A 15147-nucleotide genomic window follows, 5' to 3' on the forward strand; every position below is an offset into this window, starting at 1 on the left:
CCCGTATCTTCCTTCAGGCCTGCAGGTTGCGGGTCTGGTTCTGCTGCTGTTCCAACGCCTGCTCGCGCTCCTGCGCCAGGCGCTGGCCGGCCGCCTGCTGGTCGATGCGCTGGCTGCTGTGTTCGAGTGGCGTGTTCATCGCCAGTGCGGTATCCACCGACACTCGCAGATGGCTGGGGTCGCCGCCCTGGCCCTGCACGGCGAAGCTGCGCGACGCATCGGCGTTCATCACCACGTCGTCGATGCGCTTGCCGCCAGCGGCGTGCATCTCGGCGGCCAGGCTGCCCGCCAGCTGTGTGCTCATCACGTCCGGTACGCGGCCGGTGCGGACATCCTGCGCATGCACGCCACGGATCGCGTCGTTGAACAGCGGGTTGCCCAGGTGACTGGCATCGTCCATGCGCAGCATGCTGGTGCGATGGTCGTGCTTCTCCGCTTCCCGGCGTGCCGGCTCTCCAGGCTGCAGCGGTCCGCGGATCTGGTCGTACAGATCAACGGCACCGCCGGGCACGCCACGTGCAGCCCGGGTGACACCGCGCCGCAGTGATTCCACGTCGTCGCGGTATTCCTCGATCATCTTCGCGTTGTCGTTGGCCAGCTTCTGCGTTTCCGGGTGCTTCAGCACCGAGTTGTCGCCGAGGAAGTTGCCCAGCTTGTGCGCACCAAACGAGCTGCCTGCCGCCACGAGGGGTTGATCCGGGATCAGGCTGCGCAGGGCGTGATTGCTGAAGCCGTTGGCGGCAAGCGTCTTGATTTCATCTGGCCTGGCATAGATGCGGACCTGGCCGAAGTGGGGCGAAGCGGCGCTGACCGGGTCGGAGGCCATGACATGGTTGATCATGGTGTTGCCGCCTTCCGGAATGCGGTAGCTGAGGCTGACCGCGCCGTAGGCATTGAAGGTCTCGCCCTTGACGTTGAAGTGGTGCGAGGTGATCTGGGCCAGGGCGCCGCCGAGGGAGTGGCCGGTGACGGTGACCTGTGGTGCACGTCCGCCGAATGCGGCGTCCTGCCTGGCGATGTCCAGCGCGCTTCGGGTCAGGGCGATGGCGTCGGGGGCCTGTACGTTGGTGCGGGCGACGACCATGCCGCCATCGGTCAGGATCGCATCGCGGGCGATCTGTTCGGTGCCGCGATGGGCAACCACGATTTCTTGGGTGTCGAGCCGCTGGTAGATCGTGCCTTGATAACCGTTGAGCCGATTGTCGACGTGCTCAAGGACCTTGTACTCGTGACCGTTGAGCGTGACTTTTTCTTCCTGGCCAGGGGCTCTCCGCCCGACCGCGCGATCCTTGTAGGCATCATCGGAAAGCGCGGCGTAGTCCTGGGTGGTGATGGTCATTGGGTGACCTCACTGGCACTGAGGCTCAGCGTGAACAGCTTGCCCTGCAGCTCGGCGACATAGTCGGCGGGATCAGCCTTGCCGGTAGCAGGGTAATTGGCGGCGAGCGCTGCTCGCGGATAGGCCGCGTCGGGATAGTAGAGCGTATGGGCGCCACCTTCGGTCAGTGGTTTGGCGTCGACGAAGGTCAGGAAGCGCGTTTCGCCCTCAGCCCCGGTGGCCTTCAGCATCGCGCCGGCGCCGCTGAATGCCCACGTGCAGATACCGCGGCCGTAGTAATCCTCATCCAGCATGCGATCCACATACAGCGTGCCGCGGTATTCGTCCTCGGCGACCTTGCGCAGTTCCACCGGCTCCTGGCTGGTGATGCGCGCGGCGGTGCCCGTAGCAGGCTCGATGTGACCACACTGGTCTTCGTTGGTAACGTCGTACTGGGCAACCCCCTCGACCACCGCGAAATCGCCGGGGGCATCCTTCAGGCGCAGTACCAGTTCATAGGCCTTGCGCGGGCTGGGGTTGAGCTTGGCGAGGCCGCGCCCGCCCTGGGCGACATCGGCTTCAGCAGCGGCACGTTCCTGGTTCATGGCGGTCTCCGGGTGGCAGGCGGTCAACAGAAGCAGAGCAAGGCACGGGATGAATGCAGGGCGCAATGTCGGCCTCCGGTAATGGAAGGGGGAAGGGCGGTCGGTCATGGCGGGACGTTCCGTACGGAGCGGGGCTGCGCGACAGGATCATCGGAAAACGCCTCCCGGTGTGAAGGCAATGCACGACTGTCGTGGCGCGTGGAGACTGCTTGCCACACGGTGCCCAGTCCATTGCTGAGCCAGTGGCGGAAGCCGCCGTGGTAGTAGTTCTCGTCGAGCAGGTTCAGGTGAAGCGTGCCGTAATCCTTGCCGAAGAAGAGAAGGCGCAAGGCGGCAGGCTCCCGTGCATCTGTAGAGGCGGAGGATTGGGCGGGCGGAAGACCCGGGCACAGCGCGAACGCTGCAACGGCGAGCAGGCTGATGCAGATCAGGTGGCGGGGTGCTATTGGCAAAGCGCTTCCTGCGGGCCGTCGTGGTAGGGGCGTTCCATATGGGCCTCCGTTCCTTGGTAACAGGCCCCACGATTATGGGGTGCGACCGTGACGCGATTCCAGCACTGGAGGTGCTGTGACGACGGCAAATTGACATGCACTGCCGATGTCGATCTTATTCCGTGACCTGCATTGATGGTTTAACCTCGAAATGACAAAGATGAATCGGCGCATGCGGACATGCGCTCGCGGCACGTCCGGTTCTGCACAGGCAACCCAACGATCATGAACGTCACAGACATGCAGATCCGTCCCGAAACATCGGCCGACCACGCCGCCATCCACGCACTCACCGAAGCCGCTTTCCGCAACGCCCCGCACAGCAGCCATACCGAGCAGTTCATCGTCGATGCGCTGCGCGCACGCGGAGAGTTGAGCGTTTCGCTGGTGGCCGAAAAGGAAGGCCAATTGATGGGTCACGTTGCCCTGTCGCCGGTGACGATCAGCGATGGCAGCGACGGCTGGCTTGGTCTGGGCCCGATCTCGGTGTTGCCCGAGTGGCAGGGGCAAGGCATCGGCGCGGCGCTGATGCGCGCGGCAATCGAAGCGCTGCGGCAGCAGGATGCGCGTGGCTGCGTGTTGTTGGGTGAGCCGGGCTACTACGGGCGTTTCGGTTTCCGCGCCGAGCCTGGTCTGATACTGCCCGGTGTCCCGCCAGAGTACTTCCAGGCACTGTGCCTGCGGCCGCCGATGGCGCAGGGGAACGTGAGCTACTCCGCCGCCTTTGAAGCCATCGGCTGAGTCTGCTGCAGCCCAGGCCGCGTGCCAGGTGGTCGCCTCGCGTTGAGGCCTGGGAATGCCGACAGATGTCAGCCGTTGTGCCGAAGATGGATCAGCGGATACGGACGGCCCTGCGAGTCCACTGGTGAGCGGCCGGTTTCGACGAAGCCCATGCGCAGGTAGAAACCGACGGCCTGGGCATTCTGTGCGTTGACGTCGGTGCTCAGCTGCGGATGCTGCATCAGCGCGTGCTGCAGCAGCTGGCGGCCGATGCCGGTGCCGCGCACGTCCGGATCGATGAACAGCGCTTCCATGTGGGTGCCGTCGATCAGCATGAAGCCCTGCGGCCGGTCCTGTACATCGACGGCAACGATCATCGGTGCCTGCGGCAGGAAACCGGCGACTTCGGCATCGATGGCCTGGCGATCGTCTGCACTGAGGAAGTCGTGAGTGGCGTCGACGGCGCGGCGCCAGAGATCGACGAGGGCGGCGCCGTCATCGACGCGCGAAGGGCGGAGGGTGGTCATGGATTCACCAAGGTGCTTCGGAAGAGGGGGGGCAGTATGAGGCTTCCCGAAGGCGTTTCGACCGGCGCTGGCGCCGCCTGCACGGCCTCGGGCGTACAATGCGACCCCGGCGGCCAGCGTGGCCCTGTCGATATGCGAGAACCGCCATGACCGATGTCCTGGGTGTACCGGTGCATGACGCCGATGAACATTGGATGCGTCACGCGCTGGCACTGGCGGAGCGCGCACAACGGGAATTCGATGAGATCCCGGTCGGAGCGGTACTGGTGGGCGCCGACGGTCAGCTGCTGGGCGAGGGCTGGAACCTCAACATTGCCTCGCACGACCCCAGTGCACATGCCGAGATCGTGGCGATGCGTGCCGGCGGCCGGCTGCTGGCCAATCATCGGTTGCTGGGCAGCACCCTGTACGTCACCCTGGAACCCTGCGCGATGTGTGCGATGGCGATCGTACATGCGCGCGTCTCGCGTCTGGTCTATGGCGCCAGCGATCCCAAGACCGGCGCCTGCGGCAGTGTGTTCGACCTGCTCGGCGATGCGCGCCACAACCACCGGGTGGAGATCCACGGCGGCGTGCTGGCCAAGGAGGCCAGCACGCGCCTGACCAATTATTTCCGCGCCAAGCGCGGCAAGCCGCCGCTGCTGCTGGAAGACCGCGCCGGCGAGGGCTGAGTAGTGAAAGGGTATGATGGACGCCTCTTTCCTTCACCGGTAGGCCGCGCGCCTGCCCAGCAACGAGGCGACACATGGCGGACAACGGCGCGGCCAACGAACGACTGATCTGGATCGACCTGGAAATGACCGGGCTGGATACCGACAACGATTCGATCATCGAGATCGCCACCGTGGTCACCGATGCCCAACTCAATGTGCTGGCCGAGGGGCCGGAGTTCGCCATCCACCACCCGCTGGAAACGCTGGAAGCGATGGACGAGTGGAACCGCAACCAGCACCGCCGTTCCGGCCTGTGGCAGCGGGTGGTGGACAGCACCGTCACCCTCGGCCAGGCTGAGGCGCAGACGGTGAATTTCCTGGCGCAGTGGATCCCGACTGGCCTCTCGCCGATGTGCGGCAACTCGATCTGCCAGGACCGCCGCTTCCTGCACCGCCAGATGCCGCGTCTGGAGAAGTACTTCCACTACCGCAACCTGGACGTGTCCACGGTGAAGGAGTTGGCCAAGCGCTGGGCGCCGACGGTAGCGGCTGGTGTCGGCAAGAACAGCAACCACACCGCCCTGAGCGACGTGCACGACTCGATCGCCGAGCTGCGCCACTACCGCCAGTTCATGGGCACGCTGTCGGGCCTGCCGGCTGCCTGAACAATGAAGCCGGGGTCGGATCCCTTTCCAACGGAAAGGGCTCTGACCCTTCTGTCGTGCCCCGCGACGAACCGTTCAACTCCCTGGCGCTAAGATCGGCGCCATGAACGAGCCCATCCTGCTCCCCCGCGACATCGCCCACGACGCCCGTGACTGGTCCGACCTGCAGCGGGCGGTGACCCTGCTGGAGGCGCCGACGCTGACCGCGCGCATGGCCAACCTGGTCGGTACGCCGCTGGAGTTCGCGGTGAAGGCGCTGCCCAAGGCGGTCTCCGGCCGCATCCACGGCGCGGTGCAGGCGGCCCTGTCCAAATCGGCGCAGGCGGCGCTGTGGAGCATGGGCAACACCCCCGGCAAGGGGGCGTCCACCCGCTGGCACAAAGTGGCTGCGGCGACTTCCGGTGCTGTTGGCGGGGCATTCGGCTTTGCCGCGCTGTTCATCGAGCTGCCGGTGTCGACCACCATCATGATGCGCGCGGTGGCCGACGTGGCCCGCAGCGAGGGCTTCGACCTGTCCGAGTTCAGTACCCGCCAGGCATGCCTGGAGGTGTTCGCGCTGGGCGGCAACTCGCCGCGCGATGACGCCAGCGAGACCGGCTATTACCTGGCTCGTGGCTTCACCACCGATGTGATGCGCCACCTGTCGGCCGAGCTGGCCGGGCGGGTGGTGACGGGACGCGATCTGACCCTGGGCGTCGCACCGAAGGAGGCCGGCAAGCTGCTGGCGAAGATGGTCGAGAAAGTGGCCGCGCGCTTTGGCGTGGTGGTCACCGAAAAGTTCGCCGCGCAGGCGGTGCCGATTGTCGGCGCCGCTGCCGGTGCAACGCTCAATACCATGTTCACCGACTACTACCAGGACATGGCGCGTGGGCACTTCATCGTGCGCCGGCTGGAACTGAAGTACGGAGAAGATGTGGTGCGCGCCTGCTATGACCGGGTGGCGCACGGCGCGATCAGGATCGAACCCAGCCTGGAGTAGATCCACGCCATGCGTGGATGAGCCCTCATGCCATGACATCCTTGCCTGCCGGGCACAACTGTTTTGCCACGGCACGCCTGTTGCGCGCCAACACGCGTCCCCATCCTTGCCGGCACTCCCCCGCACGAGAATGCCGCCATGTTGTTCACTCCCCACCACCTGGGCGCACTGACCCTGCCCAACCGCATCGTGATGCCGCCGATGACCCGCTCGCGTGCGATGACCGGCAACGTGGCCACCGCCGAGATGGCGATCTACTACGCACAGCGGGCTGGCGCTGGCCTGATCGTCAGCGAGGGCACCCAGATCAGCGCGCAGGGCCAGGGCTACGCCTGGACCCCGGGTATCCATAGTCCGCAACAGGTGCAGGGCTGGCGCCGGGTGACCGATGCGGTGCATGCCGCCGGCGGCCTCATCTACGCGCAGTTGTGGCATGTCGGCCGCGTCTCGCACGTCGCCCTGCAACCGAACGGTGATGCGCCGGTGTCGTCGTCGGCGCTGTTGGCCGAAGGCGTGAAGGTGTTCGTGGACCCGACCGGTGCAGGTCCTGGGGCCGGCGTGGGCGAAATGATCCAGCACTCGATGCCGCGTGCGCTGCGCGAAGACGAGATTCCGGGCGTCGTTGCCGACTACGCGCAGGCTGCCCGCAATGCGCTGGACGCCGGCTTTGATGGCGTGGAACTGCACGGCGCCAACGGCTATCTGATCAACCAGTTCATCGATTCGCAGGCCAACCAGCGCACCGATGGCTACGGCGGCACGTTGCAGAACCGCCTGCGTTTCCTGCGCGAAGTGGTGCAGGCGGTGGTGTCGGTGGCGGGTGGCGAACGGGTCGGTGTGCGCCTGGCGCCGCTGACCACGCTGCAGGGCGCGGTGGACGATACGCCGCAGGCGACCTACCTCGCGGCCGCGCACCTGCTGGGCGAACTCGGTGTGGGCTACCTGCACATCGCAGAGGCCGACTGGGACGACGCACCGCTGATGCCGGTGGCGTTCAAGCAGGCGCTGCGCATGGTCTATCCGGGCACGCTCATCTATGCCGGCAAATACACCGCCGAGCGCGCAGAGCAGGCGCTTTCCGAAGGCTGGGCCGATCTGATCGGCTTCGGACGACCGTTCATTGCCAACCCGGATCTGCCTGAGCGCCTGCGTACCGGCGCGGCATTGAATCCGCCGGATCGGGCCACGTTCTTCGGTGGTGGCGCGGAGGGCTTCACCGATTACCCGACGCTGGAAGAGGCCGTCGAGGCCTGATGCCGCATCCGCCGGGCATGGCCCGGCGCTACCGATGCCGGTGGGTGGGTGCTACCGGCGCGGATGGGTGGGTGCCGACCGTTGGTCGGCACTCCCGATCAAGTCTTGTCGCGCACCAGCGCGTCCGTTTCGACCACGCCGCCGTCCTTGCCGTGCAGGTACAGGTGCATGTCCTGCTGCGGATACGGAATGTTGATGCCGGCCTTGTCGAAGCCCAGCTTGAGCTGCTCCAGCAGCGTGACCTTGGTGCCGAACCAATCAGCCGACTTCACGTAGCAGCGGATACCAAGGTTGATCGCGTGCGCGCCCAACTCGTACACCACCACGTCCGGTGCCGGTGTCTGCAGTACGCGCGGGTCGGCCTTCATCAATGCCAGCGCAGTATCGCGGGCCAGCTGGATGTTGTCCTCGTAGCCGATGCCGATCACCAGCTCTACGCGACGCGTGGGTTCGGCGGTCAGGTTGATGATCGGCGCGGCGGTGATCAGCGTGTTCGGAAGGGTGGTGTGCTGGTTGTCGGCGCCGGTGAGGACGGTCTGGAAAATGCGCACTTCGCGCACGGTGCCGGTCTGCCCGGCGATGGTCACCACGTCTCCCACACGGAACGGGCGCAGCGTCACCAGCATCACGCCCGACGCGATGTTGGACAGCGAATCCTTCAACGCCAGGCCGACCGCGAGGCCGGCGGTGCCGAGAACGGCCAGCAGCGGGGTGATCTGCACGCCGAGCGTACCAATGGCCAGCACCACCACGATGACCAGAGACGCGGCATACACCACATTGCGCAGGAAGCTGCCCAGCATCGGGTCCACGCCCATGCGCGCGGTCGCGCGGGGCATGGCGTTGGAAAGCCGGCGTGACAGCCACATGCCGACCAGCAACACCACGATCGCGGCGAGCAATGGCACGCCATAGGTTTCCAGCAGGCGCTGCCAATCGATCGAGTGGATCCAGGAAGGCGAAGCGGGCGAGGGCGATGCGGCGGCGATCATGCGGGAGTCCTTTGCTGCGATGGGGCGTGCGTGGGGCACGTGGCGTGCGCATACGCCAGAAACAGCAAGCCCCGCAGAGGCGGGGCTTGCGTGCAGCCGCAGTATGGGCGGACGCCGATGAACACGACGTCAGCCCATGGCACTCATCGCATCAGCCGTTGGCCTTCAGCTTGGCCAGGCGCAGCCAGGTGTCGACCACGGTGTCCGGGTTCAGCGACACCGACTCGATGCCTTCCTGCATCAGCCACTCGGCCAGATCCGGATGATCGGACGGGCCCTGGCCGCAGATGCCGACGTACTTGCCCTTGGCACGTGCCGACTTGATCGCCATCGACAGCAGCTTCTTCACCGCCGGATTACGTTCGTCGAACAGGTGGGCGACGATCGACGAATCGCGATCCAGGCCGAGGGTCAGCTGGGTGAGGTCGTTGGAGCCGATCGAGAAGCCATCGAAGATCTCCAGGAACTCATCGGCAAGCAGTGCGTTGGACGGCACTTCGCACATCATGATGATCTTCAGGCCGTTCTCGCCCTGCTTCAGGCCATTCTGTTCCAGCACCTCGATGACCTTGCGGCCCTCTTCCAGGGTGCGCACGAACGGAATCATGACCCACAGGTTGTCCAGGCCCATTTCGTTGCGCACGCGCAGCACGGCCTTGCACTCCAGCGCGAAGGCGGCCGAGAAGCTCGGGTCGACATAGCGGCTGGCGCCGCGGAAGCCGATCATCGGGTTCTCTTCGTGCGGCTCGTAGTTGCTGCCGCCGATCAGGTTGGCGTACTCGTTGGACTTGAAGTCCGACAGGCGCACGATCACGGCGTTAGGTGCAACCGATGCGGTGAGCGTGGCGATGCCTTCGGCGAGGCGGTTCACGTAGAAGCTGACCGGATCACCGTAGCCGGCGATCTTCTCGTCGATCTTCTTCCGGGTCGCCGCGTCCTGGCGGTCGTACTCCAGCAGCGCGTTCGGGTGGATGCCGATGTGGCTGGCGATGATCATTTCCAGGCGGGCCAGACCGATGCCGGCGTTCGGCAGCTGGCCGAAATCGAAGGCACGTTCCGGGTTGGCCACGTTCATCATGATCTTCAACGGCGCCGGCGGCATGTTGCCCAGATCGGTGGTGGTGCGCTCGAAGCCGAGCTTGCCTTCGTAGATGAAGCCGGTATCGCCCTCAGCGCAGCTGACGGTGACCAGCTGGCCGTCTTCGATGACCTTGGTGGCGTTGCCCGAGCCGACCACGGCCGGCACGCCCAGCTCGCGCGCGATGATCGCGGCGTGGCAGGTGCGGCCACCACGGTTGGTGACGATGGCCGAGGCGCGCTTCATCACCGGCTCCCAATCGGGGTCGGTCATGTCGGCGATCAGCACGTCGCCCGGCTGCACGCGGTTCATGTCCTCCAGCGTCTTCACCACGCGGGCCACGCCCGAGCCGATCTTGGCACCGACGGCGCGGCCTTCGGCCAGCACGTTGCCGCCCTTTTCGGTCAGCGCGAAGCGCTCGATCTGGGTGGCGTGGCTGCGCGACTTCACGGTCTCCGGGCGCGCCTGCACGATGAACAGCTTGCCGCTGACACCGTCCTTGGCCCACTCGATGTCCATCGGGCGGCCGTAGTGCTTCTCGATGACCAGCGCCTGCTTTGACAGTTCCTGCACATCTTCGTCGCTGATCGAGAAGGTGGTGCGCAGTTCGACCGGGGTGTCCTCGATCTTGACGCGCTCGCCGGGCACATCCGAATACACCATGCGGATCGCCTTGCTTCCGAGCGAGCGGCGCAGGATCGCCGGCTTGCCGGCCTGCAGGGTGGGCTTGTAGACGTAGTACTCGTCCGGGTTGACCGCGCCCTGCACGACCATTTCGCCGAGGCCGAACGAGGAGGTGACGAACACCACGTCGCGGAAGCCGGACTCGGTGTCCAGGGTGAACAGCACGCCGGAGGAGCCGACGCCCGAGCGCACCATCAGCTGCACGCCGGCGGACAGGAACACGTCCTCATGCTTGAAGCCGTGGTGCACGCGGTAGGCGATGGCGCGGTCGTTGTACAGCGAGGCGAACACTTCCTTGACCTTGTGCACGACATCGTCGGCACCGGTGACGTTGAGGAAGGTCTCCTGCTGGCCGGCGAAGGAGGCGTCCGGCAGATCCTCGGCGGTGGCAGAGGAGCGCACGGCCACGGCCACGTCGCCGCCGCCGTTGTCGGCGCTCAGCTTGGCGTAGGCGGTGCGGATGTCCTGGTCCAGCTGCGGCTGCAGCGGGGCATCGATCACCCAGCCACGGATTTCCTTGCCGGCCACGGTCAGTGCGTTGACGTCTTCCACGTCCAGCGTGGCCAGCTTGTCGAAGATGCGCTTGGACAGGTCGTTGTGCGCGATGAAGTCCTTGAAGGCTTCAGACGTGGTCGCATAACCTCCGGGGACGGAGACGCCCAGACCGGCCAGGTTGCCGATCATTTCGCCCAGCGACGAATTCTTGCCGCCTACGCGGGCCAGATCGGCCAGACGCAGTTCGTGCAACCACAGGATGTTCTCGTTCAAGCGCGATGCTCCGTTTGGCCATCGCCCGAGGCGGGCTGAGTGGCCGCGTCCGTAGGAAGAAGCCGATATGATGCCGGGCAGACCGCCGTCGGCACAAGCTTGTGTTGGCGGCCCTTTTAGGCTTCGTAGGGGGTAAAAGCGCGCATGTCGACCATCCGTCCGGTGTTCTACGTTTCCGATGGAACCGGTATCACCGCTGAAACCATTGGGCATAGCCTGCTGACCCAGTTCTCCGGGTTCAGCTTCATTACCGACCGGATGTCGTTTGTTGACGACCCCGAAAAAGCCCGTGAAGCCTGTGCCCGGATCCAGGCGGCGGGCGAGCGCTACCAGGTGAGGCCGATCGTGGTGAACTCCTGCGTGGACCAGAGCTTGAGCGTGATCCTGTCCGAAAGCGGGGCGCTGATGCTGGATGTGTTCGCACCGTTCATCGAGCCGCTGGAGCGTGAACTGTCCAGCTCGCGCCTGAACCGGGTAGGCCAGGCCCACGGCATGGTCGACTTCGACACCTACCACCGCCGCATCAACGCGATGAACTTCGCGCTGACCCACGATGATGGCATCGCCGTCAATTACGACGATGCCGACGTGATCCTGGTGGCGGTGTCGCGCGCGGGCAAGACGCCCACCTGCATCTATCTGGCGCTGCACTACGGGGTGCGCGCGGCCAACTACCCGCTGACCGACGAGGACCTGGAAAGCGACCGCCTGCCGCCGCGCCTGCGCAACTACCGGCGCAAGCTGTTCGGCCTGACCATCGACCCGGACCGCCTGCAGCAGATCCGCCAGGAGCGCCGCCCGAATTCGCGCTATGCCAATCTGGATACCTGCAAGCGCGAGGTGGCTGCGGCCGAGGTGATGTTCCAGATGGAGCGCATCCCGACCCTGAGCACCACCCACACCTCGATCGAGGAGATCTCCAGCAAGGTGCTGGCCACGCTGGGGCTGCAGCGCGAGCTGTATTGAGGCGCGCGCCACGATCAACGGTCGTGGCCTGCCGATGCTGCGGGAGACCCTCGTGCGTGGTGGGTATCGACCGTTGGTCGATACCGGGCCCCTTTGGCCGGGGCGATCCCGCCCCCACGTTGAAGCACCAACGTGTAGGATCGACCCATGGCCCACGCCTCGCCCCGCACCGAACGCATTCCCCGCCTGAGCCGGCTCAGCTGGCTGATGGGCCTGTATGCGGAAAACTACCGCCACCTGGTGCGCCTGTTCGAACCGGCCGGACTGGTGGCGGGCAGCTACCTTTCCTCGATCGGCGACGGCCTGGACGTGCGCCTGGACGTGATCGAGTGCCACCGCTACACGGTGGAGCTGCGCCTGACCTACGATCTGGCCGACCCGGTCACCGGTGAGCCCGATCCGTCGGCCTACGTGCGCCTGTACCGTGACGCGCGCCAGGCCGAGACCACCCATTGTTACGTCGGCCGCCGCTGGCAGGACACCATGGGCCTGTACCCACCGCCGGCAGAGCTGATCAGCCACCGCATGCGGATGAACACCTTCCTCGGCAAGTGGCTGGAGTACCTGGCCGAGCGCGGCCATGGCGTCGCCACCCTGCGCCGAGATCCCGAGGGTGCCGCCACGTCCACCGAACGCCGCCTGTCGCTGGTGCGTTGATCGGCCATAATCCACGGCTGACCTGCCGCTGGATGCTGCCATGCCGTACACCCCGATCGTCGCCACCCTGGGCTATGTGCTCTCGCCCGATCGTCGCCAGGTGCTGATGATCCACCGCAATACCCGTCCCGGTGATCATCACCTGGGCAAGTACAACGGGCTGGGTGGCAAGATCGAAGCGGACGAGGACGTGGCGGCGAGCATGCGCCGCGAGATCCAGGAGGAGGCCGGCATCGACTGCACCCGCATGCGCCTGCGCGGCACCCTCAGCTGGCCAGGTTTCGGCAAGCATGGCGAGGATTGGCTGGGTTTCGTGTTCGTCATCGACACCTTCGAGGGCACCCCGCATGGCGGCAACCACGAAGGCACGCTGGAGTGGGTGGACCTGGACAGGCTGGACACGCTGCCGATGTGGGAGGGTGACCGCAACTTCCTGCCGCTGGTGTTCGACGCTGACCCGCGCCCGTTCCACGGCGTGATGCCCTACAAGGATGGCCGCATGGTGAGCTGGTCCTACAGCCGCCTGTAAGGCGGCGGAACGGATGGGGTCGAACATGGTCGGCACCCTCTTTGGGTGTAATTAATATCCGGGCAATATTGACTCGTTAAAATTACCCGGGCAATATTCACCCATCGCCCTCGATGCCATCGTCATGCCTGCGTCCCGCCTTCCTCCCTTCAGTTGTTTCGACCGCCATCGCCTGGTCGCTTCCGGTACTGCGGAGGTGGCCGCGTTGGCACTCAAGCAGCTGCGCACCGACAATGCTGCCGGTCCGCTGCTGGTGTTCGACAACGCCACCGGCCGCACCCATGATTTCGACACGCGCGGCAGCGACGCGGACCTGCTGGCGCGGGTAGCCGAAGCGTTTCCCGCAGCCGTGGAGGCGGCCCCGGACGCGGCCGCCGACGAACTGCCCGCGCCGCGCCGTGGCCGCGGTCGACCCAGGCTGGGCGTGGTCGCCCGCGAAGTGACATTGCTGCCGCGCCACTGGGCGTGGTTGGCCGATCAGCCCGGCGGCGCCTCGGTGGTGCTGCGCAAGCTGGTGGAAACGGCCAGTCGCGCCGGCGCGGACCAAGATCGGCAGCGCCGTGACAGCGAGCGTGCGTATCACTTCCTGCAGACCATCGCCGGAGACCTGCCGGGCTTTGAAGATGCCATCCGTGTCCTGTTCGCACATGACCGCGCGGGCCTGGAGGCGGCATTGCACGGCTGGCCCGAGGACGTGCGCGCGCACACCCTGCGCCTGGCCTTCGACAGCGCCGACGGCTGAGCCGGCGCGCCGTCGCTGAACGGCGCCGCCATCTGACCACGGGCCTCGGCCCGCTCCCCTGTGCTTGCCTTGCTGGCGGAAACGCCGGGCAGGGCGGCGCCTTGCCCAGAGAACCCCATGAACACCGCTGCACACCCGATTGCCCCGGCCGCGCCGCCGCTATGGCGCACCTACCTGGCCCTGCTGCTGCCGATGCTGCTGACCAATGCGCTGCAGCTGGCCGCCGGCACGCTGGACAATGTCTATCTTGGCCACCTGCTCGGTACGCAGGCGGTGGCCGCCGCCGCTGCCTTCTTCCCGGTGTTTTTCCTGCTGCTGGCCTTGGTGATGGGCCTGGCGACCGGCGCGATGGTGCTGATCGGCCAGGCCTGGGGCGCTGGCCGGCCGCAGCAGGCACGCGCTGTGGCTGGCAGTGCAGTGGCGGTGGCGCTGCTGCTGTCAGTGCTGGTGATGGCGGTGGGCGGCGTTTTTGCCCCGCAGCTACTGGCGGTACTGGGCACGCCCGCCGTGATCCTCGACGATTCCATCGTCTACGCTCGCGTCCTGCTGCTGGCGGCGCCGGTGTTCTTCCTGCTATGGCTGGCCACCGCGGTGAGTCGTGCGGTGGGCGATGCGAAGACGCCGCTGCATGCGCTGCTGCTGGCCACGGTGGTCGGCCTGTTGTGCACGCCACTGCTGATCCTGGGCTGGGGCGGCCTGCCGTCGCTGGGCGCGGCCAGTGCCGCAGTGTCGGCGGCGTTCGCCTCGCTGCTGGCCCTGGTCTGGCTGCTGTGGCGCTGGCATCGTCTGGGGCATCCGCTGGCGCCGGGCCATGAACTGTTGCGTGCCATCCGTTTCGATGGCGCGATCATCCGCGCGATGCTGCGCATCGGTGTCCCCTCGTCGCTGCAGATGCTCAGCCTGGCCATTGCCGAGATCGTGCTGCTGGGTTGGATCAACCGTTATGGCTACACCGCCACGGCGGCCTATGGTGCGGTCAACCAGCTGATGAGCTGGGTGCAGTTGCCTGCCATGTCGCTGGGCATCACTGCCACCATCCTGGCAGCGCATGCGATGGGGGCCGGGCGTGCGGCGCGGTTGCCGGCCATCGCCCGCACCGGCGTGCTGCTGGGGCTGGCGGTGCTGACGGTGGTGGTAATGCTGGTGACGGTGCTGGCGCCCTGGCTGACCGGCCTGATCCTGGCCGAGCCAGAAGTGCGCGAGTTGGCCACGCTGCAGTTGCGTACGGTGGTGTGGGGTGTGCTGGCGATGGGAGGCGCCACGGTGCTGGTCGGCGTGATGCGAGGCAGCGGCACGGTGCTGCTGCCGGCATTGCTGGGCATGGCGGCGGTGTTGCTGCTGGAGCTGCCACTGGCGATGTGGCTTCAGGCACGGCACGGTCTGGCCGGGTTGTGGTGGGCGTGGCCGCTGGGCCTGCTGGCGATGCTGATGCTGCAGCTGTTGTGCTTTGCCCGGTGGCGGAGCCGGTTGCCGGTAACGGCCTGAGCGCAGGTGCTCGCCGGGCATGGCCCGGCGCTAC

Annotated in this window: 16 protein-coding genes; 10 read left to right on the plus strand and 6 right to left on the minus strand. The window is 66.3% G+C overall.

Annotation, left to right across the window (positions count from 1 at the left end; genetic code table 11):
• Positions 1 to 13 precede the first annotated feature (13 nt).
• From ABH900_RS15095 to ABH900_RS15105, 3 genes are read right to left on the minus strand one after another with little or no spacing between them, the layout of a single operon-like run.
• Positions 14 to 1339, minus strand: a complete 1326-nt coding sequence (locus tag ABH900_RS15095; RefSeq protein WP_429623898.1) for an XVIPCD domain-containing protein — start codon at positions 1337 to 1339, stop codon at positions 14 to 16.
• Positions 1336 to 2031: a hypothetical protein gene (locus tag ABH900_RS15100; RefSeq protein WP_429623900.1), complete on the minus strand. Its 696-nt coding sequence runs from the start codon at positions 2029 to 2031 to the stop codon at positions 1336 to 1338. Before ABH900_RS15100 ends, ABH900_RS15095 begins: the two co-directional genes overlap by 4 nt.
• Positions 2028 to 2252, minus strand: coding sequence for a hypothetical protein (locus ABH900_RS15105; protein WP_429623902.1), 225 nt, complete (start codon positions 2250 to 2252; stop codon positions 2028 to 2030). The genes ABH900_RS15100 and ABH900_RS15105 overlap by 4 nt, the downstream gene beginning before the upstream one ends.
• Positions 2253 to 2639: 387 nt before the next feature.
• Here ABH900_RS15105 and ABH900_RS15110 point away from each other — a divergent pair, with 387 nt between their 5' ends.
• The gene (locus ABH900_RS15110) at positions 2640 to 3155 is read left to right on the plus strand and encodes a GNAT family N-acetyltransferase (RefSeq protein WP_429623905.1); all 516 of its coding nucleotides are present in this window, start codon (positions 2640 to 2642) and stop codon (positions 3153 to 3155) included.
• 68 nt (positions 3156 to 3223) lie between these two features.
• Here the strand turns inward: ABH900_RS15110 and ABH900_RS15115 are convergent, their stop codons facing one another.
• The gene (locus ABH900_RS15115; protein WP_429623906.1) at positions 3224 to 3661 is read right to left on the minus strand and encodes an acetyltransferase; all 438 of its coding nucleotides are present in this window, start codon (positions 3659 to 3661) and stop codon (positions 3224 to 3226) included.
• Positions 3662 to 3807: 146 nt separating this feature from the next.
• Between ABH900_RS15115 and tadA the strand changes: the two genes are divergently transcribed.
• The 4 genes from tadA to ABH900_RS15135 all read left to right on the plus strand — a co-directional run bounded on the left by tadA (position 3808) and on the right by ABH900_RS15135 (position 7212).
• Positions 3808 to 4332 (plus strand): tRNA adenosine(34) deaminase TadA, encoded by a 525-nt coding sequence (tadA, locus tag ABH900_RS15120; RefSeq protein ID WP_429623908.1) that lies wholly within the window; start codon positions 3808 to 3810, stop codon positions 4330 to 4332.
• Positions 4333 to 4406: 74 nt separating this feature from the next.
• On the plus strand, positions 4407 to 4979 hold the full coding sequence (gene orn, locus ABH900_RS15125) for an oligoribonuclease (RefSeq protein ID WP_429623910.1): 573 nt from the start codon (positions 4407 to 4409) through the stop codon (positions 4977 to 4979).
• A gap of 103 nt (positions 4980 to 5082) precedes the next feature.
• Positions 5083 to 5958, plus strand: coding sequence for an EcsC family protein (locus tag ABH900_RS15130; RefSeq protein WP_429623911.1), 876 nt, complete (start codon positions 5083 to 5085; stop codon positions 5956 to 5958).
• 138 nt (positions 5959 to 6096) lie between these two features.
• The gene (locus ABH900_RS15135; RefSeq protein WP_429623913.1) at positions 6097 to 7212 is read left to right on the plus strand and encodes an alkene reductase; all 1116 of its coding nucleotides are present in this window, start codon (positions 6097 to 6099) and stop codon (positions 7210 to 7212) included.
• A gap of 98 nt (positions 7213 to 7310) precedes the next feature.
• Here ABH900_RS15135 and ABH900_RS15140 read toward each other — a convergent pair whose 3' ends face one another.
• Positions 7311 to 8204: a mechanosensitive ion channel family protein gene (locus ABH900_RS15140; protein ID WP_429623914.1), complete on the minus strand. Its 894-nt coding sequence runs from the start codon at positions 8202 to 8204 to the stop codon at positions 7311 to 7313.
• Between the two features lie 151 nt (positions 8205 to 8355).
• Positions 8356 to 10734 carry a phosphoenolpyruvate synthase gene (gene ppsA, locus ABH900_RS15145; RefSeq protein ID WP_429623915.1) on the minus strand — a complete coding sequence of 793 codons (2379 nt, stop codon included), beginning with the start codon at positions 10732 to 10734 and terminating at the stop codon, positions 8356 to 8358.
• 144 nt (positions 10735 to 10878) lie between these two features.
• Here ppsA and ppsR point away from each other — a divergent pair, with 144 nt between their 5' ends.
• The 5 genes from ppsR (at position 10879) to ABH900_RS15170 (ending at position 15113) form a co-directional block, all read left to right on the plus strand.
• Positions 10879 to 11700, plus strand: coding sequence for a posphoenolpyruvate synthetase regulatory kinase/phosphorylase PpsR (gene ppsR, locus ABH900_RS15150; RefSeq protein WP_241883242.1), 822 nt, complete (start codon positions 10879 to 10881; stop codon positions 11698 to 11700).
• 147 nt (positions 11701 to 11847) lie between these two features.
• Positions 11848 to 12357 (plus strand): DUF1249 domain-containing protein, encoded by a 510-nt coding sequence (locus ABH900_RS15155; RefSeq protein ID WP_429623917.1) that lies wholly within the window; start codon positions 11848 to 11850, stop codon positions 12355 to 12357.
• A 40-nt stretch (positions 12358 to 12397) separates the two neighbouring features.
• Positions 12398 to 12886: an NUDIX hydrolase gene (locus ABH900_RS15160; protein WP_429623918.1), complete on the plus strand. Its 489-nt coding sequence runs from the start codon at positions 12398 to 12400 to the stop codon at positions 12884 to 12886.
• Positions 12887 to 13010: 124 nt separating this feature from the next.
• Positions 13011 to 13628 carry a DUF2239 family protein gene (locus ABH900_RS15165; RefSeq protein WP_429623920.1) on the plus strand — a complete coding sequence of 206 codons (618 nt, stop codon included), beginning with the start codon at positions 13011 to 13013 and terminating at the stop codon, positions 13626 to 13628.
• A gap of 117 nt (positions 13629 to 13745) precedes the next feature.
• Positions 13746 to 15113 carry an MATE family efflux transporter gene (locus ABH900_RS15170; protein ID WP_429623921.1) on the plus strand — a complete coding sequence of 456 codons (1368 nt, stop codon included), beginning with the start codon at positions 13746 to 13748 and terminating at the stop codon, positions 15111 to 15113.
• Positions 15114 to 15147 lie beyond the last annotated feature (34 nt).

Source organism: Stenotrophomonas sp. AN71 (genome assembly GCF_050435725.1).
In the GTDB taxonomy this organism is placed as follows: Bacteria; Pseudomonadota; Gammaproteobacteria; order Xanthomonadales; family Xanthomonadaceae; genus Stenotrophomonas.